The organism is Rathayibacter sp. VKM Ac-2929, from assembly GCF_022815495.1.
Taxonomy (GTDB): Bacteria; Actinomycetota; Actinomycetes; order Actinomycetales; family Microbacteriaceae; genus Rathayibacter; species Rathayibacter festucae.
Genome location: NZ_JALGRV010000009.1, coordinates 37,133 through 58,709, shown reverse-complemented (window position 1 = coordinate 58,709; position 21,577 = coordinate 37,133). Strand labels below are relative to the sequence as shown.

The window sequence follows — 21,577 nt, the reverse complement described above, 5'->3', positions numbered from 1 at the left end:
ACCCGCGTGAACCCCAAGACCGTGACCGTCGCCCTGGACTGGAACGCCGGAACGCGCGCCTACTCCGTCGCCTACGCCGACGTGCAGGGCCACCGCACCGCCGCGGAACTCGACGCGGCCCGCGAGGCAGTCGCGCAGACGGCCGCGGCGAGCTGAGGGGGCGAGGGCCGGCCTTCGGGCCGGCCCGTGAGGGGCTGCCCCCTCACACTCCCCGGTCTTCCCCGTTCCGGGGGCGCGAGCTCTGCCCGCGCAGCGGTGACGGAGCACCGCCGAAGGGAAGCCGCTTCGCGGCCCGTTTCCCCGTTTTCTTCACCTCTCCGCGGTTCAAACCTATTTCGCTCCACCGGCTCCGTGCCACCCATTCCGGACGCGGTCGCTGCGCTCCCTTATTTCGCCCGGAATGGGCGTCACTACGCCGCCTCCACTCAAACGGTTCTTCCCGCCGGAGAGGCAAAGAAAAACGATCAGCCAGAGGGAGCACCCACACCATGCAGACCGCCACCGATACCGGCCGCGCCACGGCCGAACAGCTCGCGCTCATTCTCGACACCCGCCGTGCGGAGTCCGACGACGACGCGACCGCCACGGACGCCGAGATCCTCGCGCACATCCGCAACACGCTCACCCTTCCCGGCGAAGGAGCCCCGGGCGGATTTCCCGTCACCGACGACGGCACCGCCTACGCCGCCGCGCTGATCGCGTTCCTCACCCCCGCCGAGAAGCAGGACACCGGCGCGACCCTGGCCGCTTTCCTCACCCCGACCCCGGAGACGCTGGACGAGCGTGCGGCACGCATCGAGTCGAACCGGCGCGCGGATGAGGGGTGGCAGGCGCTCTCCCTGGCGGAGCAGGCCGCGCAGATCGCGGCCGTCGAGCGGGCGGAGAACCCCGGCGGGCCGTGCGACTGCGCCAACTGCTACGAGCCCGCCGACCGGTAGCCGCGCGGCGCGGGCCGGCCTTCCGGGCCGGCCCGTGAGGGGCGACCCCCTCACACTCCCCAGTCTTCCCCGTTCCGGGGGCGCGAGCTGCACTCGCGCAGCGGCGACGGAGCACCGCCCGCAGGAGCCGCTACGCGGCCGGATTACCCGTTTTCTTCACCTCTCCGCGGTTTCAACCTATCTCGCTCCGACGCCTCCGTGCCGACCTTTCCGGACGCGGGCGCAAGCGCCCTTATTTCGCCCGGAAAGCCCGTCACTACGGCGTCTCCACTCAATTGGTTTCTTCCCGCCGGAGAGGCAAAGAAAAACGATCAGCAAGGGAGAGCAGTCATGGACGCCATTCGCATCACGGTCGACGAGTTCGAGACGGTGAGCATCGCGGACCCGGGAGAGGACGCGCACGTCGCCGAGTTGCAGGCCGCGATCGGCTGCCACTGGTTCGACGTGATCCGCTGCGAGCTCGGGATCGACCTGTGGGTAGACGACGAAGGGATGATCAACGGCAGCACCCTCAACCTCCCCGCCACGTTCCTCGCAAACCTCCTCGGCTACCCGAGCCCCGTCTACGGAAGCGCCGTGATCCTCGGCGGGAACGCCGAGACGGGAGACACCGCGCCCCTGGCCCCGGAGCAGGAGGCGCGCGTGCGCGACCTCCTTGGCATCCCGGCGTCGACTGAGACGGATGCGCGATGAACGCCTCGAGCCCCAACCCGATTCTCCGCGACCTGCGCCAAACCGCCCGGCTGCTGCGGATGCCGCAGGCGAAGGTCGCCGCGAACTGGCTGCGCGCCCCGGGGCTGCTCACCTACTCTTCGACGAAGAGCATCGGCATCACCGCCGAGCAGCACGCTCACGCGTTGCGCATCATCCGCCGCCTCGCCGCGACCCTCGACGCTCCGAGAGCCCGGTCGCGCCGGTGAGCGGTGCGGGCCGGCCTTCGGGCCGGCCCGTGAGGGGCGACCCCCTCACACTCCCCGGTCTTCCCCGTTCCGGGGGCGCGAGCTGCACTCGCGCAGCGGCGACGGAGCACCGCCGGCAGGAGCCGCTACGCGGCCGGATTCCCCGTTTTCTTCACCTCTCCGCGGTTTCAATCTATCTCGCTCCGTCGGCTACGTGCCGTCTCTCTCGGACGCGCCCTCCGGGCTTATTTCGCCCGAGAGAGCCGTCACTCCGCCGACTCCACTCAATTGATTTCATCCCGCCGGAGAGGCAAAGAAAAACGATCAGGAAGACGACAAAAGCCCCGTAGTTGGGTTAGAACCACGGGACTTGTCGCCTCAATGATCGCACACCGATCAAGGAGAAACCATCGTGACTATCACCACCGGAACCGGGACCGTTCAGCACATCGACCCGACCGTCCTCGTGATCGAGGCGAACGTCCGCACCAGCGCCCCGCTGACGAAGGACTTCATCGCGTCGATCCGCGAGAACGGCGTCATCACCCCGGTCCTCGCCCGCCGCGACGAGCACGGCAACGTCATCGTCCGCGCCGGACAGCGCCGGACCCTCGCCGCCCGCGAGGCCGGAGTCCCCACCATCCCCGTCTACGTCGTGGAAGGCGACGAGACGACGGCGGACCGGATCGTTCAGCAGATCATCGAGAACGACCAGCGCGCCGAGCTCTCGGTCGCGGATCGCACCGCCGCGTGGGCGCAGCTCGCGTTCGAGGGCGTCACCGTCGCAGCGATCGCCAAGCGCACCGGCACCAAGACCGACGCGGTGAAGAAGGGCCTCGCGGTCGCGGAGTCTGCGACTGTCACGTCCGTTCTGCACGAGCACGAGCTGACCCTGGACCAGGCGGCGGTGCTGTTGGAGTTCGAGGACGACGCCGACGCCCGCGCAACCCTGATCGAGGTCGCCACCCACGACCCCGCCCAGTTCGAGCACACCGCGCAGACCCTCCGCGACGAGGCCGCGCACCAGGCGCTCCTCGCGGCGACCGCCGCCGAGTACACCGGCAACGGCTTCCAGATCCTCACCCGCTCCGACGCCTACGGCGACGCAGCGACGTGGACGCCCATCCGGCAGCTGCGCGGCGAGGACGGCAAGAGCGTCACCCCCGAGCAGGTCGCCGCCGCTCCCGGGCGCGGAGTGCTCATCGACACCAGCTGGCGCGGCGAGGTCGAGGTCACCCTCCTCGTCCAAGACCCCACCGCCGCCGGATTCACCTACGCCTACGGAGCCCCCGAGCAGCCGCAGACCGAGGAGGAGGCCGAGGAGGAGGCCGAGGAGGAGCGCGCCGAGAAGTCCGCGGAGCGGAAGGTGCTCATCGCCAACAACAAGGCGTGGAACGCGGCCGAGAAGGTGCGCCGCGAGTGGATCGCGACGTTCCTCGCTCGCAAGACCCTCCCGAAGGACGCGGATCGCGTCATCGCTCTCGGCCTCACCGCTCACCGGTTCGCGGTGTCCTCCGGGATGACGGGCGGCAGCGACCTTGCGCACGCGCTGCTGCGCATCGAGCGCCCCTCCGGCTACCGCGCGGACGCCCTCGCGGCGCTGGTCGAGGCGAACCCCGCGAAGGCCCGACTGGTCGCGCTGGCCGTCGTGCTCGGAGGTCAGGAGGCGCACACGAGCAAGGAGTCCTGGCGCCGCGGCGACGAGCGCACTGCCGAGCACTTCCGTCAGCTCGCGGCCTGGGGTTACGCGCTCTCCCCGGTCGAGCAGGTCGTCACCGGCGACAGCACCCCCGCCGAAGCCGCAGGGCTCAGCTAGCCCATCCGGCGGGGACCGGCTCGCGCCGGTCCCCGCCCCTCCTCCTCTTCTCCCACTGCTGCACAGGAAGGCCCGACCATGACCACCACGACCACCGCACCCCGCCCCGTCCACCTTTTCGACCCGTACCAGGAGGACCCGACGCTGCGAGCGGCCGAGGTCGCCGTCGACGCCGCGGCCGCGTCCGGCGACGCCGACGCGACCGCCGCCGCAGCGCGAGCGCTGATCGTCGCCGCGGCCGCCTACGGCTGGCCCACCGCGACCGCCTTCATCTTCAAATACGAGACGACCGGCCCCATCGCCCACGTCTGGGGACTGTGGAAAGTCCTCGACGCCGACCGGCAGGTGCTGCGCGAATGGGACGAGCAGCCCGGCGACATGACGGACGAGTCCGAGGAGGAACTGATCGCCCTCGACCTCATCAGCAACCGCCGCGCGACCCTCGACTACACCGACTTCGGAAGGCCCATCGGCTCCACGACCTTGATCCTCCACACGCTCGCGCTCTGAGCGCGTGCGCGGGCCGACCCGAAACGGGCCGGCCCGCACGAGGGGGAGAGCCCCCTCGACCCCCCGGTCACGCGCGTAGAACGGCCACGCGCGCTCGAGCGGTAGTCAGCGGCGAGGACGCGGCTTGTACTTCTTACCCGCCCGGATGTTCCGGTTCTCGATCACACCGACCACCGCCAGGCCGGCGGCCACCGCGACGATCAGCACCCACCCGAGCACGTTGAACCACTCACCGGTAAACGCCGCGTACGTCTGCTCACCAGCAATCGCGAAGAGCATGAACGACAGCCCGAACCACACCATCCCGTTGCTGATCAGCGCAGCACGCGCGAGCTTGGTCCGAGGCTTCGACATGCCCTCACCTTCCCACCGGCGGCTGGATGTGTCCACAGGGGTGCAGGGTCGTCGCGCGGCCGGGATTCTGGGACGTCCATCTGCCTCTTCTTCCGATACCGTGCCGACGTTTGTCGGCACTATTTGCGAGACTGTCGCCGTGAAGTTCAAGCGCCGCAGCCTCGAAGCTCTTGGTGAACTCATCGTCGGCAATGTGGGACGGGACGATGCTGAGAACGAGGACGAGGTCAAACGTTTCCCATACCGGTCTAGTTCGCGTATCACCGAGTTCTTCCAGGACCTGAACACGGAGCACGAGCACGATGGCTCGACTCGCCACCGCTGGGTGGCTGACGCGTTGGAGCTGATGCTGGCTGAGCCTCACGAGGGGCCCGCCCGCCCACCAGAAATATTCTGCCGACTCATCGACCAGCTGATGAGTCCGAGTGACCGCCTCAACGAAGGACCTGATCGACCGCTCGCGCTCGCGCAGCTCAACGAAATCCTCGGTCGCGAAGGCTTTGAAGCGTTCTACGGAGAAGATGACCACTGCCACCTTCGTCATCTCGGGACCCAGATAGTCACGGTGCTCGCGGCAAACCCTCACCGCCCGTTCAGCAGGGCAGAACGGGAGCGTCGGCAACTCCTCGCGAGCTATCTAGACCAGTGCAGCGAGGACAACCTAATCGAGGAGGTCCTGCTCCCGATGTTCAGGCAGCTCGGGTACCACCGAATTACGGCAGCAGGACACAAGGACAAGGCCCTGGAATACGGCAAAGACGTCTGGATGCGCTACATATTGCCGACCCAGCATGTCCTGTACTTCGGCATCCAGGCAAAAAAGGGCAAGTTGGACGCGGCCGGCGTCACCAAGACCGGCAACGCCAACATGGCGGAAATTCATAACCAGGCGCTCATGATGCTGGCACACGAGATCTTCGACCCCGAGGCAAGCCGCCGAGTGCTCGTTGACCACGCTTTCATCATCGCCGGTGGCGAAATCACGAAGGCCGCTCGGAACTGGCTCGGGAACGCCCTCGACGCAACGAAACGCAGTCAGATAATGTTTATGGACCGAGACGACATCCTGAACCTTTACGTCGTCACCAGCCTTCCGCTGCCTGAAGGAGCGCTGCCGCCGCCGCACAACTCATGGTCGACGGGCGGCGACGCGCCCTTCTAACGCTTCGCTCGCGCCTTCTACAGATCAGGGCGCAAGAATCCACAGTCGGCGCAGTTCAGCAACGTTGGCCGCATCGAGTGACCACAAAATGAGCAGTTCCATTCAGGCTGACGGTCACCGCACTCCTCGCACCGCTCGGCGGTCGGCCACGTCACTGCGGCGCACGAGCTACACCGCAGTGGATCAGACGGCTTCACCTGCGCTGAGGGCGTCATCCTCGGGAAGCGCTCGTTGGCGAAGTGCACGCACAAGCCGGAGACGTCGGCGCCGCTGACGAAGTCGAACGCAGACACCCGCACCTCATCTAACAGGTCATCGGAAAACCCCAGGAGGAAATCACCCGGCTGCGCTATCGGTTCCGCTTTCGCATCCGTATGCTCGACCGTCATCACCTGACCCACCTCGTCTACCCGGACGAAAGTATGAGTATCCGGGTAGGTCGTGTAGTGGAGAACGCGCATCAAATCACGACCCGGCCTCGGACGTCGTTCGAAGGACCAATGCCGAGTCAAGACCATACGCCGCTGTTACGACCTCGTTGATACTTGCGGCGACATGGTAGCGACGGGCGCGAATGCTTTTGATGGCTTCCGTGTCGTGCTCTGTCCTCAAAGCGATGGCGAGAGTTCGGAGTTCACGTACCTTCTCCTCGATCTCTTTTTGTTCAATAACTGAGAGCGGAGGCACCGGAACCTCAGCCAAGAATGCTTTACGATGCACCGCGTAAGATCCGCTGAACTTTTTGCCGTTAACGGCTACATAAAGGTCGACTGCTGGGTGGGAGAGGAGGGCTTGGATGATATCGATCGAATAGGCGCAGTTCGGTTGCGGACGAAGCAGCGTGTAAGGGCCACCGTCACCCCCGCCCGGGACGACCAGGCCGTCACTGTCGAGGGCATACAGAGGCGAGAGCGACAGCGTGCGCGCGATCAGTTTGGGCTCGTTGAGCTTGCCGAGGGACTGTGACCGCCCGTACGCCCAGAATGCTTCGCCCGGGTCAGGGGAGACCTTCCGCTTTGTCGTGAGCCAGGTCCGGTGCCGCTCGAAGTAGGCGTGGGCGTGTGGGTACTGGTGCTTCATCGCGTCGACAGAGATGACTTTCGGACGTGCCGGCGTCTCGGATGAGTCGTACGGGAAGATGACCTGGACGTCGGGGTCGGGTTGTCCGTCGTAGTCGGAGATGCGTCGGTCTTTGATCGCGGGGCGCAGCAGTGAGCGTTCGATCTTGGTGAGTACGCCGCTGTGGTCCGTGAAGCTCACGACGTCGAGGTGAGCGGTGGCTGGCGTGGGTTTGATGAAGTAGTACTCGTCGGCGCTGGTTTGGACCCCGACAAAGAGATGAACCCAATCGGGATCGCCGAGGCGCGCGATCGCGCCGGCTTCGAGCTGCGCGAACAGCTTGTCCTGGTCTTCGGTGCGGATCGGCCATGTGGCGGCTCCGATCGTGCTGCGATCGAGGCTACGTACTGTCGCGGCGCGCGATGCGCGCCACGAGGGGAGGTCGGTGACCACTTCGAGGGCGACCGGTTCGGAGGTCTGTGGGCCGGCGATGATGATCGCGACGTATGTCAGCCGTCCTGGGAAGACTTGTTGCTCACTGAAATGCACGAGCCGTTCGAGGCGTTTGCTGAGGGCTTTGCGGACGCCGCTAGCCGAGAGGTGGTTGGTGAAGCGGTGGGGGACGATGAGTCCGAGTCGGCCGTTGGGGGAGAGGAGTTGTAGAGCTCGTTCGATGAAGACCTGGTACAGATCGAAGTTGTTCGCCTTGGGCGACTCGTACTTCGACCGAGGGTCTTGAAGGTACTCAAGTTGCTCGGTGAGGTGCTCGGCCATCACCTGGATGCGCACATACGGCGGATTCCCGATGATCGCCGAGAACCCTCGAGTGGGATACGAGGCGCCGATCGCTGTCTGCAGGTCGAGGGGGCTGACCCGCGCACGGCGGAAGGGGATCTTGGCAATGTCCGGGAGGATCTTGTCGAAGTCGTCTCGGACGACAGTGTTACCCGCGACAACGTTGCGGTCGAGGTTGGGAAGCACATTGCGTGCTGTCGCCGGTTCGAGTTGTTCGCCGCCGAGGACGGCCAGAAGGAGGCTGAGTTTGGTGACCTCGACGGCTGCGCCATCGATGTCGACCCCGAACAAGTGACGTTGCGCGAGTTCTCCTCGCTCGGCCAGTCCTGCCCCGGCGCCACGTGTAATTTCCGTGGCCGTGATGATGCGCTCGAACGCATCGAGCAGGAACACCCCTGAGCCCACGGCCGGATCTAGCACTGTAAGACCGTCTGGGGTCCCCTGTACCAGCAGCGGATCAAGAGTGGCTGCACCGATCTCCTGCACGATGTAGTCGGGCGTGCTGACCACTCCGCCCGCGTGCTGGATCTCGGGCTTGAGGCTCAGCGTGACCGTGCGGTCTTCAGCCAGTACGACCTGCTCGGCGAGGTACTGCTCATAGACGCCCGCGAGGATGATCGGATCGAGTACGCCGAAGGCGAACTGCGTTCGGGGCCAGTACATCTGCGTGATGACGTCGACTAGAGCGCTGTCATCGATCGTCGTTTCGCGAAGAACCGTGAACAGGCCGGCATTGAAGGCGCGATCGGCGTCCTTGAACGCTTGAACGACGCGACGGTGCGTTGCATGGCCGAGGAGGTCTTCGTAGCGTCCGATGTTGCGGTCTTCGCACACGCGGAGGAAGAGCAGGGCGTTGAGGAGGCGCTGGGTTCGCCGGCCGACCTCCGCGGCGCCTAGCTCGGGCATGCCATGGGCGATCGCCTGCGCGAGAGTGCGGCGCCAGCCTCGGAATTCCGTGAAGAAGCGCTTGTCGAACGGCGATTGGCCTCGCGGTGGGCGCTCGAAGCTATAGACGCGCTCGAGGCCGCCGTCTGCGAGCGATTCGTGGGACAGCAGGTCCCATAGTTCATCGAAGCGGGTGACGTACTCCTCGAACGTGAACCGGCCTCCGGGGAGCGCCGCGACGTCGCCGCTGTCCCCCTTCAGTGGAGCGATCTTGGTGTCGAAGATGATCAGCTGATCGAAGTTCGTCAGTACCGCCGCCGGCAGCGACAGCGCGAACCCGTACGAGCGGGCTTGGACGGATGAAGAGGAGTCGACCCCGATGGCCACTGAAGGCCTCTTCGCCTCGACCGGCATCACGTCGGCGCCGGCGAGGCGCAGCCGGTAGTCGGGTCTGCCCCACGCGCCGTTCGCGTCCGAACCGACACGCTCCATCACCACTTCGCTCTCCCGCTGGGAGAGCCCGCCCTCATTGCGGACGTCCCAGCCGAGCGCCTCGAGGAGGGGGTCGATGAAGGAGACACGTGCGTCGGTCTCGGTGTAGATCGAGTTCGAAGCCGTCAGGTGCGCAGCCTGAGGCCGATACCGCTCCACCAACTCGATGATGCGCTGCCGCCCGGCGTCCTTCGAGGGTCTGATGAGGGGCATCCAGCGAGCGTACCGAGGGAGAGCAGTCGTGGTCGGTTCACCCGGACGTGTCGGAGGAGTCGGGCAGAATTGACGGATGTCCTCGATCTTTGCCGCCAAGGCTGCGCCCGCTGACGACAAGCTCCGAGGCGGGTACTACACTCCCGACCCGCTTGCCCGTTTCGTCGCCCAGTGGGTCGCCGCCGCCGGCCCCCGCCTCCTCGAGCCCTCCTGCGGCGACGGAGCCATCCTGAAGCACCTCGCTCAGCACGGAGACGCGATCGGGGTCGAGCTGTTCCCCGAGGAAGCTCACAAGGCGCGCGCCGCAGCCGATGCGAAGATCGTCATCAGTGACTTCTTCAAGTGGCTCACCCCAGCCCGCCACGGCGCCTTCGACGGCGTCGCCGGCAACCCGCCGTTCATCCGCTTCGGATCGTGGGAAGAGCAGTACCGAGCACAGGCATTCGAGCTGATGCGCGAGCAAGGCTTGAAGCCGACCCGTCTCACCAACGCGTGGCTGCCGTTCGTTGTCGCGTCCCTCGTCGCAGTGCGAACGGGAGGTCGAGTGGGACTGGTACTGCCGGCCGAGCTCCTGCAAGTCAGCTACGCCGCCGAGCTCCGCGCCTACCTGATCGACTCCTGTTCCGACATCACCGTTGTCTCGTTCTCAGAACTGGTGTTCCCCGGGATCCTTCAAGAGGTGGTGCTTTTACTCGCCGTCAAGGGTGACGGTCCCGCGACGATCCGGACAGTCGAGGTGAAGAACGGATCCCACCTTCAAGACGTCACTCTTGACGGAGCGGCCACACGGGCGCCACTGCACGAGTCGGAAAAGTGGACCAAGTACTTCCTCGCAGCCGAGCAGATCGACGTGCTTCGAGCCGTACGAGCAGACCCCCGCTTGGCGCCCCTACGAACCTACGCAGCAGTGAACGTTGGAGTCGTCACGGGGCGCAATTCCTTCTTCTGTCTCACCGCAGATCAAGCCGACGCCCTCGGCATCGCCGACCACACCATCAATCTGCTCTCCCGATCAGCCCAGCTCACCGGCACCCGATACACCGAAACGGACCTGAACACGCAAGCCGGCCAAGGCGCGCGAACGAGGCTGCTCGCGGTCCCCGCGAACCTCGACCTCGCCACGGAACCCGCTCTCGCTCGATATGTGGCGCTGGGGGAGGCCGAGGGCGTGCACCTCGGCTACAAATGCTCGATCAGGACCTCCTGGTGGTCAGTGCCCTCGATCGCAGTCCCAGACGGCTTCATGCTGCGACAGGTCTCCACGGTCCTGCGGCTCACCAGCAACAAAGCAGCAGCTACCAGCACTGACACCGTGCACCGGGTGTTCACCAAGCCCGGCGTCAACATGGATCAGCTCGCCGTCGCTGCCTTCAACTCCGTCACTCTCGCGATGTCTGAAATCATGGGCCGCAGCTACGGCGGAGGACTTCTCGAAATCGAGCCCTCCGAAGCGGTCTCTCTTCCGGTCCCCGACCCTCGGCTCGTCAGCTCGGAACTCATCGAAGCGGTCGATGATCTGCTCAGTAGGGGTCGCACCGATGAAGCGCTGCAACTCGTGGACGAGGAAGTCCTGATAGGAGGCGCCGGCTTCGACCGCGACGAGATTGCTCGCGTTCATCTCGCGAGCACACGCCTGCGTAACCGTCGTCTCGGGCGCGGCCGCAAGACGAGCGTGGAGCCCGCGCTGGCGACCGTATAAGAGGATGCGCTGCATCGGAAACAATCGAGAGGCCATCTGTCGCCGTGAAGTGGGAATCGATGGGCAACTCAGGATGGAGAGTGTCCGCCGCGCCTGACGTTCGGTAGACCATGTTTCAGACACCTGCCCGCTAGCAGCCCCTTCCGCGGGGACGGAGCTCGACCCGTCGGGTTTGTCCTCAGCGGATGGTTCAGTCCTCAAACATGTCTCGCCGCGCGCCCTCGCCCCAGCTGTCGTACTCCCCAGCGGTCAGCTGGTCTCGGTAGCGCTCTTTCGGAGATGGCTGTCGTACCGGTGAGGCAGCCGTCGGCACGGTCTCGGTGTCTCCGTGCTCTGTGTTCTTGCTCACGGCCTCGCCTTTCCGAGCGCTCCGTCAGCGCGGCTCACAGCCACTGCTCCACGTGCTTGTCGTCGTAATCGGCGTCGCCGTTCACCATGTCGATCGCGGCTCCCTTGTTGATCAACGACTCCGAGTCGTCAACCGCGCATGATCCGCAAACCTCGCCTTCGTACTGGTCGTCGTACTCGGGATCGCCGTGGAACTTGGCGTCGTACTCCTCCCTCGCATCGTCGACTTCGAACTCGGAACCACATCGATTACACGTCGGCATGCCGAGACCTTATCCGTAATCCTCGAAGTCGTCCGGATCGGCGGAGACGTTACCCAGGCCCTCACAGTCTGGGCACACGCCCCACTCCGGCGGGTCGGCGGGATCGAAGGTGATCATCCGGCTTCCCTCGCCGTCGCAGTCACCACAGACGGCGCGGTACTCGGCAGGATCGCCAGTATCGAATCGTGTCGTCACAGCGCAACAGTACCCAGCACGATGTCAGGGCGAGGGCGAGGGCGAGAGCGTCAGACGCCGCCCGCCGTGTCGGGCGGGCGGCGCTGAAACAGCAGACTAAAGGCCGTGCTGCGTGGCAGACACGTGACCGGTTGTGGTGTTCTAGTTGCGGACAGAGTAGCTGCGCGACTCTACGACGTAGAGGAAGGGGCACGAGACCATCGAGTTCTGGCCGCTGCGCGCAGCCTTCCAAGGGCCGGTGACGACCGTCTTGAAGGTCGCCCCCGGGATGGTCGGGTTGAAGCAGACAGCCCAGGCCTGGTAGGCGCCTGTGCCTCCGGAGCAGTAGACGGAGGCGTACGTGTTGCCACCGCCGGTTCCGCACCCGGTTGGGATTGCCTGGGCGGGCGTAGCCATCGCGACGGTGGCGGCCAAGGCCAGGGCAGCTGTAGTGGCGGCGAGCCGAGCCGAGAACTTCATGACGCACTCCTTTGTGACGGGGCACAACCGTCCCACTGCGCTTCCCCTTCGTCTAGCGACACTTTCGGGGGTCAGCCCGGCGGCATGCCCCGCTGAGGCAGCGCGACCCATACGGGTCCCGCGTCTAGAATCTCGATCCCGGGTCGTCGCCAGAACTGATGCTCGTGGCCATGCTCACATCGAGGAGAATCGTGCGATCCCGTTCCGCCCTCTACGTTGACGCCGGCTACCTCATTGCGGCCGCCGCGACTCGTCTAACCGGCTCCTCGATCCGTCGAGGCATCACTGTCGACTACACGTGCCTGCTCGCGGACCTGATCACCATGGTCGAGCAGCGCAGCGGGCTGCCCCTGCTGCGCGTCTACTGGTACGACGCCGCGCGCGACGGGAAAGCGACGCCAGCGCAGGAAGAGATTGCCCTCTTGCCGCGGGTGAAGGTGCGGTTGGGCAGGATCGGTGTCGACGGTGAGCAAAAGGGCGTTGATCTTCGGATCGGCCTCGATATGGTCGGTCACTCCCGCACAGGTGCTGTCGACACGATGTATCTCCTCTCCGGCGACGACGACCTCACCGAAGCCGTCGATGAAGCGCAAGCTCAGGGCGTCCAAGTCATCGTTCTTGCGGTCCCGTCCCGCACACGGCTGGGCCACGGAGTGAGCCGTCATCTCTCGTTCGCCGCAGACGGTCTCGAGATCCTCGACGCGCAGCTCCTCGATACCTCCATCCGCCAGACCGCCACCGCCGGGATCGAGCTCGACGCGCCGCCCGCACCACCTTCGACTTCCTCTCCGACCCCCGCAGACATCGCGCGGATTACGACTGCGGCGCCGACCCCTCGACCCGTCCCGCGGCTGACCGCGAGCGATGCGACGCTGGTCTACTCATCTGAGGATCCTCGACCTGCGATTGAAATTTCAGTTGCGGCCTCAGACGAGGTAATCGAAGACGTTGTGCAGAAGACCTACACGGTGTGGGCCGCGGCGGCTACGTCTCAGCAACGGGTCGAGCTTCGGGACAACCGCCCGTCCGTGCCGAGAGATCTTGACCGCGCCCTACTTTTAGACCTCTCAGCCGCAATCGGCGAATACACATTGAGTGACAATGTCCGCTTCCAACTGCGCGCAGCGTTCTGGGACGCGGTCGACGCCGTCTAAGCACTGGACTCCGACAAGGGTGCTGCTGTCGGCTGCGCCATGCAGGCGGCGAATGAAAGTCGTGGCACCTGCTGGAACTACACATATACCGTCAATCTACGGAGATGTGAGTTTTCGTACGGCAGCAACACCCGCCGCCGCAACGGAGATCGAGGCGACGATAAGTCCAGCCACGGGTAGGAACCCCGGAGCAAACGTTTCCACTACGCCGTTGCTCACGACCGCTACGCCGGCCGCAAGCAGGAGGACCGCGATCGCAGCGGCCCATCGCTCCTTGATGTTCCGGGGCGTCGTTGCCAGGCTGAATATTTCCACGGCGATACCAATTGCGGTAGTGGCGATGCCCAAGAGCACCGCTGCCTCTGTAGGCGATGAATTCCAGTTCGCGATGCCGGCGACGAGAGCTACGGCAGCCTCGGCGCCAGCTACCGCCGAGGCAAAGTAGAGGAACTTTCTCATACGAGGTCGTGGCAGTAGTCGTGGCTGTGAACTCATGGGGTGAGTATGACGGAATCGAGTTCGCGAGTTGCAAGCGTTCCGGCGAGGGATCGCCTAGCGGCCGCCCTCCCCGCACCCTGTGACGATGACGTCAGTAGAACTACTCAATGCGTGCCCGCGCGACGACGCGAAGGTAGAAGCGCTCTTCAGCTCGGGGTGGCCGGCGTTCATCTCCGCCGGCCACCTCGCGAAGAAGCACCTGCCGCAGGTCCGCGAGCGATTCACTCGATTCGAGCTCGTGGTGCTCGATGAGGACGTGCCGGTCGCTGCGGGCAGGGCGGTGCTGATCCAGTGGAACGGCGCTCGGGAGGGTCTGCCAGCCGGGTACGGCGACTCGCTCCGCAGGGCGCTCGTGAAGGAGGAGGAGGACGGGGCGACGACCCGCGTCGTCTGCGCCGGTCAGGTGCATCCTGACTGCACTGGCGCCGGCCTAGCTGGCCCGCTGCTTGGCGCGTTCCGCGACCTCAGCGTCACCGCCGGCCACGAGCACGTGATCGTGCCGTTGCGCCCGACGGTGACGCCGCGCTATCCGCTGACCCCGATCGACGTCTACGCGGCGTGGACCCGAGGGGACGGGCTGCTGCTGGACTCGCGGTTGCGCACGCACGTGCGGAAGGGCGCGAGGGTCCTCAATGTCGCTCCGCGGTCGCAGGTGATGACTGGCACCGTCGTCCAGTGGGAGGAGTGGACCGGGATGGCCTTGCCGTGGTCGGGGGAGTACGTCATCCCCGGCGGCCTCTAAGCGCTACGCGTCGACCGCGACGCGAAGGAGGAAATCTATGTGGAGCCGAACGTCTCGGTTCAGCACCGCTGATCCGGCGGCGTCGGCGTTCGGTGACCGAGCGGTCAAGCTGAAGCAGGGCTTCCGGCTACTTCGGCGTCGTTGCCTGAGCTCATGCGACATCCGATACAGTCGCTCTGTGAACCTGAGTGAGCGGCCCACTGCGGAGTTAGAGCGCATGGCTACTCTGCAACGAAGTCTGCTGCGAGGTCCTGGAATGATTCCATTTGCGGTCGGATCATGGATTGTTGCCGCCATCCCGGGTGGAGTTCTTGCTTGGATTCTCATCCAGGGTGGAAGCATTTTTCAACCGTTTAGCTTGCTCATCCTTTTACTTTTAGCCGCTAATCTATTGATCGCGGTCGGCGCGACCCATTCTGAAGCGAGTGGGCGTTTCAGCGAGCGGCGCATCCTTCGCCGTTTAGAGGGGGAGCTAGTGCGGCGGCTAAGGCTCGGAACTTACTAGGTCGAAACGGTCTAATTATCACCCGATTCGACGAGCGCTCGACCGCCGAAGAAAGCTGAATAGTCCAAATTTGTCTAGATATGTTGCCTCACCGACCAAGCGATTTTCTGACGCCGCTCTAGATCTCGGTCGCGGCGAGCTTGTCAGGCTGGGGGAGCGCTAGAGCTCGGTAGAGAATCGTGCGGTCGATGCCGAGCCTGCGAGCTACGGCTGTCTTCGGGACGCAGGCGGCGATGCCTGCTTGTGTGGAAACTGTTGGTTCCGTTGGTTCGAGCACCCGGTTCGTGCACCCGCGTCGAGGGGGCGGAGCACTTTCTAGGGCAGGAGGATGTCGCCGAATGGGTGAGCTTCAGGGCTTCCGCGAAGCAGATCAGCTGCCCGATAGCGGGCCGCTCACGACTGCCGGCCGCCCTTTTTGGTGCTCATCTCGCGTAAGTGCAGGAGTCGTCCCGCCGCCGTCAGCCGACCAGCCGTGCCGCCCGCTCGAACGCGCGCTTCAGCTCGTCGCGCTTGCTGCCCTGATTCATCGCGCGCTGCCCGGGGCTCCACGAGTCGATGACAGTCGGCCCGTCGACCAGATAGGGCGCGATGTTCTTCGCCCAGCCCGCTCTCGGCACGGTGCCGGCGTTCACCACGACTCGCAGGTCGGGGAGGAGCTGCAGGAGGAGGCGCAGCTCCTTCGCACCCTGCTGCACCTCGAGAGTGTCGGGGGCGCCGCCGACGAGGTGCCACGGGACGATGTTCCAAAGCAGCGTGTGGTTGTGGAGGCCGACCTCGTCGCGGAGAGTCCAGGTGGTTGCGGCGGTCGGGTCGTCGTTGTCGACCGAGATGAAGCCGGAGCCGTCGCGGCCGGCCGCCATCGAGCCGGGCGCCTCGAGCACGATGAGCGCGCGGCCCCCGACTCCAGCTTCCGCGGGGTCGAAATCGGGCACCTCGGCGCCGGGGCTCCTGCGCCTCCGCCGAGCGAGGAGCTCATCGCGGAACGCTCGGAGCGGCTGCACCGACGGCTCGTCCTGCAGCATCAGTCGTCGCGTCTCGACAGCGGACGGATCTCGGAAGCCGTGGGGCGCAGTCAGGAACATTCTCCGAGGCTAACGGTCGACATCGTCGCGGCGGTTGTCGCACTCGGGGAAGCGTCGGGCGGCACCGAAAGGCCACGGTGCGTACGAGACCTCTCGCGCGTTCTGTCGCGCACGAGGCATCCCCGCGACTTCCGCGGCTTGTCTTTTGATGATGCGAGGTCGAAGACTGCGTCGACGTTGGCGGCGTTCCACTCCGAGGACAGGTGCGCCGAGATCCATTGCGCGGCCGTTCGCTGCGTCACTGACGAGAGCGAAGTGACCGACGACAAGTAGGCGTAGGTGACAGCGGACGTCGTGAAGTAGTTGGGTCTCGATGACGGCGCAACACTCCACCACGATTTTGCGGCGCCCGACGAGACGCAGTGGGACGGCGAGGACTCACCGTAGCGGCTCGCCGGTGACGATCGTGTCGTCTCGGATCGCTAGGGATGCGAAACGTCTCGTGGGTCGTCGCCGTGCAGCGTCGGTGGTTGGTGCTGGTGCGGAGCTGTCGGTCTCGCAACTACGGCGCGTTACCCCGCGGTGCGTCGACTGCGCAGCGCTCCCTTGCGAGACGGTTGCCGCCGCGCCTCAGATGACTTCCGCCTCGGGAAACATTAGCTTTTCAAGACGCCGTTCGAGGATCGAACGACCCCTAACAGCAGTGCGGAACGGCGGCCGTCCTGCTGTCTCAACAACTCGTCTCGTCTGACTTTGTCTCGGGAGGGTGTTCGGAGGGACTTTTCGAGTCAGAATGGGCTAGTGAGGCTTCTCGGTTATACGCGTGTTAGTACGTCAAGTCAGGACGCGCAGTTACAGGTCGATGCGCTCGTCGCCCTCGGCGTTCAGAAGCGCGACGTCTTCGCGGACGTCACCTCTGGGAGCAAGACCGCGATCGAGCGACGCGGGATGAAGAAGCTCCTCGAGTACGCCGAAGACGGGGACACCGTCGTCGTCTGGCGTGTCGACCGGCTCGGCCGGTCGCTGATTGACGTCCTCAACACGGTGAACCTGTTGCGCGAGCGCGGCGTGCAGGTCCGGTCGATCTCCGACGGCATCGATCCGTCGACGTCGACCGGTCGCCTGATGCTGAACATGCTCGCGACGCTCGCAGAGTACGAACGCGAGCTCATCGTCGAACGGGTCAATGCCGGCATCACCGCTGCGCGAGCGAGCGGGACGCGCTTCGGCCGGCCGCTGTCAGATCCCGTAGTGGTGGCGGAGAAGCTCGCGATCGCTGCGGACGCGCGAGCTCGTGGCCGCACCGCTGAGGACGCTGCGCGTCTTGTTGGATGGAGTCGGCCGACGCTCTACCGCCATCAAGCGGAAGCTGCTCGACGTGCAGCTGCGCAGCGGCCAGCGTCCGAGTAGCAAGTTGGTCAGCTGATGCTTCAAACGGCGCTCGAGTTGACGTCCGCCGGCCAGAACAGACCCTCGTGCACCGATTTGGTCAACCTCGTTGGTGTCGCTCTGGGTGACGCTGATTTCGACACCGCTCGGTTCCTGACCGTGCGTGACGCGCAAGACGCAGCAGGACGCCTCGCAACGACTTTGCGCCGGCCTCGATCCTGTGCGGCGGCCGCTTTCTTGTATCAGCGAGACCACCAAGGCCTCGCTGAATCTGCGCCAGGATGTCTTCGTGGGAACATCTCTCGAGCAGTTCGTGGCATCGGTTGGTAACCCTGCTGCACGCAGGCACTTAGGGCTCAATCTCAGCGATGACGAAGCCGCAACTCTTCTTGCGGACAGCGCAGCCACTGAATCGCTGTACGTGGATTGGCTGCGCCGTCGAGCGCTTCAACAGGGCTCCAGCGGAACCGGGTCGAATCCGTCCACGGCGCGGATGACGCCCTCGACAGCGTCTGCGTCAGCCTCGCACGTGGGTCCACCTGCACCGAATTCGGCGAGGGCCAGTGGGTCGGGCATGCCGGCTCCCGGGTGGTACCCCGACGGCACCGGTACCGTCCGATGGTGGGATGGAACGACATGGACCACAACCACTTCGACAACGCCGCCCGCTCGGCCAGCCAACGCGTTGTCCGCGTGGGGACTTGGGCTCGGCATCACCGCCATGTTGTTCAACATCCTTCTGTTACCAGGAGTTCTAGCGGTCATTTTCGGATCCGTCGGAGTGAGCCGATCAGCTTCTCGTGGCACCGGTCGACGCGCTGGACTTTGGGCTATTTGGCTGGGAGCGATCGGCACCGTCGTTGCGATCGTGCGTCTGGCGCAGGCAGGTGCCTACTACTTCTAACTACGTACGCGCGACGGACGGATCCGGCGACCGGAGGGTGCGCCACGCGCGAAGCCACAAGGCAAGGTTTCTCATCGCTCGCTGCGCGCCGCAGGAGGGTCACCCCTCGTAGCTACTCTCAAGTCAGAGGCTTCGGGCCTTGCGATGGGGGTTGGCTGTGCTGACGCAGGTGCGTAGTCCGCAAGAAGTGTTCTTTGCTCCGCAGCGGTTTGTGCTGCCGCTGTTCCAGCGGCCGTACGTGTGGTCGGCGGAGCTGCAGTGGGAGCCGCTCTGGCAGGACATCACGCGCCTGGTGGAGGTGGTGTCGGAGCGGCCTGAGGCGACGCACTTCATGGGCGCGATCGTCCTTCAGCAGCAGCAGGTTCCATTAGGTGAGTTGCAGGCCTGGTCGGTCATCGACGGGCAGCAGCGTCTGACCACTCTGCAACTCTTGCTGGACGCCCTGCACGCTGAGTTGACTGTCCGCGACTGGGCGCCGATCGCTGGGCAGGTCGTTGACTTGGTCGAGAATTCTGAGGCGTTCCGGTCCACGCGCGAGGATCAGTTCAAGCTATGGCCGACAAACCGAGACCGAGCATCGTTCTCCGCAGTGATGCGCGCCGCCCCTCCCGTTGCGCATGACGAACTTGAGCAGAGCCGGCTGGTGCAGGGGCACCGGTACTTCAGCAACGCGATCGCGACCTGGTTGGACGCCGCCGAGAACCCACAGCGCGCAGCGCGGACGCTGGTTGCGGCGGTCACGACGAAGTTGCAGCTCGTGGTGATCCAGTTGCAGGCGGATGAGGACGCGCAAGAGATCTTCGAGACCCTCAACGCCCGAGGGACACCGCTGTCGGCGGCGGATCTCATCAAGAACTTCGTGTTCCAACGGTTGAACGCGACGGCGGCAGCGACTGAGCAGGCGTATCAGCAGTGGTGGGCGCAGTTCGAAACCCCGTTCTGGGAGACAGAGGTCCGCGCCGGCCGCCTCATCTACACACGCTCCTCCCTGTTCCTGACGCAGTGGCTGACCGCCCGCACTATGCGGGAGATACCGGCGCGCGAGGTGTTCACTGCGTTCAAGCGGTACGCATCGGATCCTGTCAGTGGGGGAGTGGAGCGGCTGCTGCCGGAGATTCATGCGGCGGCGACCCGCTACCGCGAGTTCACCGAACAGGCCGTCCTCCGGGACGGCCCGCTCTCACGGCTGGCGCTGTTCGTGTACCGCACGGGCACGTTGGACTCCGAGCTCGCCAAGCCGCTGCTGATCTGGCTCGGCGAACCCGAACAAGCCGATATTCCGGCCGCGGAGCGGGACAGGCTCCTCGCCGTCCTCGAGAGCTGGTTCGTGCGACGAGCGCTCGTCCGGGCGCCCTCTCAAGGCGCGAATCGCTTCCTGCTGGACCTGCTGACCCACCTGCTGTCCCAGCCGCACGAGCGCATCGCGGCCGCCGCCGAAGCCTTCCTCACTAAGCAGAGCAGCGGCGTCGGGTTCTGGCCGGACGATGCCGATGTCCTCCGCGAACTCGGCACCCTCCAGGCCTACAAGCGTTTCCGGCGTGCGCGGCTGCGGATGATCCTCGAAGCGGTCGAAGACCATCTCCGTGGGTACCCGGACGGCCACCGCTACGGCGAGGGACCCGTCGCACGTGGCACTCACACGATCGAGCACATCATGCCTCAGGAATGGCGCGCCAACTGGGGCGGACTCTCTGAGCACGCAGACGCTGACCGAGACCGCATCGTCCAGACCTTGGGCAACCTCACCCTCGCCACCCAACCCCTCAACAGCCGCCTCTCCAACGCCGGCTGGGCCGGCGAGAACGGAAAGCGGCGCACCCTCGAGCGGTACTCCTCTCTTCTTCTCACCCGTTCCGTGGTCAACGAGCACCCCGATGGCTGGAGCGACGAGGACATTGCCGCGCGGACCCGCACGATAGTCGACGTCATCGCGCGGGTGTGGCCGGTCCCAGCCGGGCACCGCACCCAACAGGAGGGCTCCGTTGAACGCGCGGTGCATCGCATCGAGGTGGCTGACCTCGTCCGCGCCGGTCTCCTTGCTGCGGGTGCCACGTTGCGTGCACGGCCCGCTGCGTCCGCCGGGCGCACCGCGACAGTGGGACAGGACGGGACCATTCACCTCGATGACGGGACCGTGCACGCCACCCTCAGCGGCGCAGCGAAGGCCACCTCAGGCAACGTCGCCGAAGCGGGATGGCACTTCTGGTCCAGGGAGGACGGCACGGCCCTCACGGAAGTCCGGGCGGAGTACCTCTCCGGTACTGACGATGAGAGCATCGACGACGATGCCTAACCTGTAGGTCCCGCAGGCCGGACGACGGCCTGCCGTCAACTCGACGATTCGCTTCCACGGCAGCATCCGTCACGAGCGTGGTCGGTTGGTGGGCGGTTCTAGGCTGTGTTGTTATGACGGGGAAGCCGACGGCGCGTATCTATGTCGACGGGTTCAACCTCTACCGGCGGGCTCTGGATGAGAAGCCGCACTTGAAGTGGCTCGATTTGCGTGCGGCAGCTCAAGCGATCATGCCGGATCACGAGGTGACGTTCGTGCGGTACTTCACGGCGAACGTGCGTCCGGGCATGTCGGTGGACGTGCAGGCGCCGGTCCGGCAGCAGACCTACCTCCGCGCGCTTGAGACCGATCCGTTGGTGTCGATCCATCACGGCAGCTTCCGCAACGACAACCGGTGGATGGATGCCGTTCCGCTCACGGTCGATCCGGTGTCCGGCCGGTTTGTAAGAGTGAAGGTGCGCAAGGTGGAGGAAAAGGGTTCGGACGTGCACCTCGCGGCACGGATGATCGCGGACGCCCACCAGTCGCTCGCGGACATCTACGTCCTTCTGTCGAACGACTCTGACCAGGTGCCGCCGCTAGAGATTCTGCGCGAGCTGGGGTACGACTTCGGGATCATCTTCCCCATGCCCTCGGCTCGAAGCTCGAAGGAACTGGTCAAGACCAACCCGGCCTTCATCGGGCACGTCACGGACGCGGTGCTCGCGGCGTCCCAGTTCCCAGCGCAGCTCGCCGACAGCAGGGGGCGAGTGTTCCACCGGCCGGCGGCGTGGGTTTAAAAGCCGAAGGCCCCGCCGAAGCAGGGCCTTCTAACCGGTAACCGAAGTATCCGGGGGTGTCCCACCATGCTACGCCCGCCGCGGGCGAACCGACACCTCTGCGCACATGGTGCGGCGCGTCACGGACGGTCCGAGCAGAACGTAGCTCGCGGACAGACCCGCGAGACGCAACGCGCCGGGGTCAACGCAGCAAGCCGTCAGTTC

The 21,577-nt window shown here is 65.4% G+C and carries 20 protein-coding genes; 13 read left to right on the top strand and 7 right to left on the bottom strand.

Features of this window, described 5'->3' with window-relative positions; genetic code table 11:
• The first annotated feature begins 488 nt into the window (after window positions 1–488).
• The 5 genes from MT355_RS20630 to MT355_RS20610 all read left to right on the top strand — a co-directional run bounded on the left by MT355_RS20630 (window position 489) and on the right by MT355_RS20610 (window position 4,163).
• The gene (locus MT355_RS20630) at window positions 489–938 is read left to right on the top strand and encodes a hypothetical protein (protein WP_243600985.1); all 450 of its coding nucleotides are present in this window, start codon (window positions 489–491) and stop codon (window positions 936–938) included.
• Between the two features lie 330 nt (window positions 939–1,268).
• On the top strand, window positions 1,269–1,631 hold the full coding sequence (locus MT355_RS20625; protein ID WP_243600984.1) for a DUF3846 domain-containing protein: 363 nt from the start codon (window positions 1,269–1,271) through the stop codon (window positions 1,629–1,631).
• The gene (locus MT355_RS20620) at window positions 1,628–1,858 is read left to right on the top strand and encodes a hypothetical protein (RefSeq protein WP_243600983.1); all 231 of its coding nucleotides are present in this window, start codon (window positions 1,628–1,630) and stop codon (window positions 1,856–1,858) included. The genes MT355_RS20625 and MT355_RS20620 overlap by 4 nt, the downstream gene beginning before the upstream one ends.
• 391 nt (window positions 1,859–2,249) lie before the next feature.
• A complete protein-coding gene (locus MT355_RS20615) occupies window positions 2,250–3,653 on the top strand; it encodes a ParB/RepB/Spo0J family partition protein (protein WP_243600982.1) in 1,404 nt (467 codons plus the stop codon).
• A gap of 78 nt (window positions 3,654–3,731) precedes the next feature.
• Complete coding sequence (locus MT355_RS20610; protein WP_243600981.1) at window positions 3,732–4,163, top strand: hypothetical protein; 432 nt, start codon at window positions 3,732–3,734, stop codon at window positions 4,161–4,163.
• A 105-nt stretch (window positions 4,164–4,268) separates the two neighbouring features.
• Here MT355_RS20610 and MT355_RS20605 read toward each other — a convergent pair whose 3' ends face one another.
• Window positions 4,269–4,517 (bottom strand): hypothetical protein, encoded by a 249-nt coding sequence (locus tag MT355_RS20605; protein ID WP_104233598.1) that lies wholly within the window; start codon window positions 4,515–4,517, stop codon window positions 4,269–4,271.
• Between the two features lie 139 nt (window positions 4,518–4,656).
• Here MT355_RS20605 and MT355_RS20600 point away from each other — a divergent pair, with 139 nt between their 5' ends.
• Window positions 4,657–5,679 carry a hypothetical protein gene (locus tag MT355_RS20600; protein ID WP_243600980.1) on the top strand — a complete coding sequence of 341 codons (1,023 nt, stop codon included), beginning with the start codon at window positions 4,657–4,659 and terminating at the stop codon, window positions 5,677–5,679.
• Window positions 5,680–6,144: 465 nt separating this feature from the next.
• Here MT355_RS20600 and MT355_RS20595 read toward each other — a convergent pair whose 3' ends face one another.
• Window positions 6,145–9,123 (bottom strand): Eco57I restriction-modification methylase domain-containing protein, encoded by a 2,979-nt coding sequence (locus MT355_RS20595; RefSeq protein ID WP_243600979.1) that lies wholly within the window; start codon window positions 9,121–9,123, stop codon window positions 6,145–6,147.
• Window positions 9,124–9,199: 76 nt separating this feature from the next.
• Between MT355_RS20595 and MT355_RS20590 the strand changes: the two genes are divergently transcribed.
• Window positions 9,200–10,822, top strand: a complete 1,623-nt coding sequence (locus tag MT355_RS20590; RefSeq protein ID WP_243600978.1) for a class I SAM-dependent methyltransferase — start codon at window positions 9,200–9,202, stop codon at window positions 10,820–10,822.
• Window positions 10,823–11,205: 383 nt separating this feature from the next.
• Here MT355_RS20590 and MT355_RS20585 read toward each other — a convergent pair whose 3' ends face one another.
• The 3 genes from MT355_RS20585 to MT355_RS20575 all read right to left on the bottom strand — a co-directional run bounded on the left by MT355_RS20585 (window position 11,206) and on the right by MT355_RS20575 (window position 12,087).
• Window positions 11,206–11,433 (bottom strand): hypothetical protein, encoded by a 228-nt coding sequence (locus tag MT355_RS20585; RefSeq protein ID WP_243600977.1) that lies wholly within the window; start codon window positions 11,431–11,433, stop codon window positions 11,206–11,208.
• Between the two features lie 9 nt (window positions 11,434–11,442).
• Window positions 11,443–11,628 (bottom strand): hypothetical protein, encoded by a 186-nt coding sequence (locus MT355_RS20580; protein ID WP_243600976.1) that lies wholly within the window; start codon window positions 11,626–11,628, stop codon window positions 11,443–11,445.
• Window positions 11,629–11,769: 141 nt separating this feature from the next.
• Window positions 11,770–12,087 carry a hypothetical protein gene (locus MT355_RS20575; protein WP_243600975.1) on the bottom strand — a complete coding sequence of 106 codons (318 nt, stop codon included), beginning with the start codon at window positions 12,085–12,087 and terminating at the stop codon, window positions 11,770–11,772.
• 191 nt (window positions 12,088–12,278) lie between these two features.
• Between MT355_RS20575 and MT355_RS20570 the strand changes: the two genes are divergently transcribed.
• On the top strand, window positions 12,279–13,241 hold the full coding sequence (locus MT355_RS20570) for an NYN domain-containing protein (RefSeq protein WP_243600974.1): 963 nt from the start codon (window positions 12,279–12,281) through the stop codon (window positions 13,239–13,241).
• Between the two features lie 96 nt (window positions 13,242–13,337).
• Here the strand turns inward: MT355_RS20570 and MT355_RS20565 are convergent, their stop codons facing one another.
• Window positions 13,338–13,700: a hypothetical protein gene (locus tag MT355_RS20565; protein ID WP_243600973.1), complete on the bottom strand. Its 363-nt coding sequence runs from the start codon at window positions 13,698–13,700 to the stop codon at window positions 13,338–13,340.
• Between the two features lie 124 nt (window positions 13,701–13,824).
• Here MT355_RS20565 and MT355_RS20560 point away from each other — a divergent pair, with 124 nt between their 5' ends.
• Window positions 13,825–14,481, top strand: a complete 657-nt coding sequence (locus MT355_RS20560; protein ID WP_243600972.1) for a hypothetical protein — start codon at window positions 13,825–13,827, stop codon at window positions 14,479–14,481.
• Between the two features lie 963 nt (window positions 14,482–15,444).
• Here MT355_RS20560 and MT355_RS20555 read toward each other — a convergent pair.
• Window positions 15,445–15,918: a uracil-DNA glycosylase gene (locus MT355_RS20555; protein ID WP_243600971.1), complete on the bottom strand. Its 474-nt coding sequence runs from the start codon at window positions 15,916–15,918 to the stop codon at window positions 15,445–15,447.
• 891 nt (window positions 15,919–16,809) lie between these two features.
• Here MT355_RS20555 and MT355_RS20550 point away from each other — a divergent pair.
• From MT355_RS20550 to MT355_RS20540, 4 genes are all read left to right on the top strand, one after another.
• Window positions 16,810–17,418, top strand: a complete 609-nt coding sequence (locus tag MT355_RS20550) for a recombinase family protein (protein ID WP_243600970.1) — start codon at window positions 16,810–16,812, stop codon at window positions 17,416–17,418.
• 472 nt (window positions 17,419–17,890) lie between these two features.
• On the top strand, window positions 17,891–18,301 hold the full coding sequence (locus tag MT355_RS21780; protein ID WP_374204670.1) for a DUF2510 domain-containing protein: 411 nt from the start codon (window positions 17,891–17,893) through the stop codon (window positions 18,299–18,301).
• A 157-nt stretch (window positions 18,302–18,458) separates the two neighbouring features.
• Window positions 18,459–20,594 carry a DUF262 domain-containing protein gene (locus MT355_RS20545; RefSeq protein WP_243600969.1) on the top strand — a complete coding sequence of 712 codons (2,136 nt, stop codon included), beginning with the start codon at window positions 18,459–18,461 and terminating at the stop codon, window positions 20,592–20,594.
• Between the two features lie 113 nt (window positions 20,595–20,707).
• Window positions 20,708–21,373: an NYN domain-containing protein gene (locus MT355_RS20540; protein ID WP_243600968.1), complete on the top strand. Its 666-nt coding sequence runs from the start codon at window positions 20,708–20,710 to the stop codon at window positions 21,371–21,373.
• The last annotated feature ends 204 nt before the right edge of the window (window positions 21,374–21,577 follow it).

Coding starts and splice junctions, on each gene's coding strand:
- MT355_RS20630 (WP_243600985.1), top strand. CDS start 489: ATGCAGACCGCCACCGATACCGGCCGCGCCACGGCCGAACAGCTCGCG.
- MT355_RS20625 (WP_243600984.1), top strand. CDS start 1,269: ATGGACGCCATTCGCATCACGGTCGACGAGTTCGAGACGGTGAGCATC.
- MT355_RS20620 (WP_243600983.1), top strand. CDS start 1,628: ATGAACGCCTCGAGCCCCAACCCGATTCTCCGCGACCTGCGCCAAACC.
- MT355_RS20610 (WP_243600981.1), top strand. CDS start 3,732: ATGACCACCACGACCACCGCACCCCGCCCCGTCCACCTTTTCGACCCG.
- MT355_RS20605 (WP_104233598.1), bottom strand. CDS start 4,517: ATGTCGAAGCCTCGGACCAAGCTCGCGCGTGCTGCGCTGATCAGCAAC.
- MT355_RS20595 (WP_243600979.1), bottom strand. CDS start 9,123: ATGCCCCTCATCAGACCCTCGAAGGACGCCGGGCGGCAGCGCATCATC.
- MT355_RS20590 (WP_243600978.1), top strand. CDS start 9,200: ATGTCCTCGATCTTTGCCGCCAAGGCTGCGCCCGCTGACGACAAGCTC.
- MT355_RS20585 (WP_243600977.1), bottom strand. CDS start 11,433: ATGCCGACGTGTAATCGATGTGGTTCCGAGTTCGAAGTCGACGATGCG.
- MT355_RS20575 (WP_243600975.1), bottom strand. CDS start 12,087: ATGAAGTTCTCGGCTCGGCTCGCCGCCACTACAGCTGCCCTGGCCTTG.
- MT355_RS20565 (WP_243600973.1), bottom strand. CDS start 13,700: ATGAGAAAGTTCCTCTACTTTGCCTCGGCGGTAGCTGGCGCCGAGGCT.
- MT355_RS20560 (WP_243600972.1), top strand. CDS start 13,825: ATGACGTCAGTAGAACTACTCAATGCGTGCCCGCGCGACGACGCGAAG.
- MT355_RS21780 (WP_374204670.1), top strand. CDS start 17,891: ATGACGCCCTCGACAGCGTCTGCGTCAGCCTCGCACGTGGGTCCACCT.
- MT355_RS20540 (WP_243600968.1), top strand. CDS start 20,708: ATGACGGGGAAGCCGACGGCGCGTATCTATGTCGACGGGTTCAACCTC.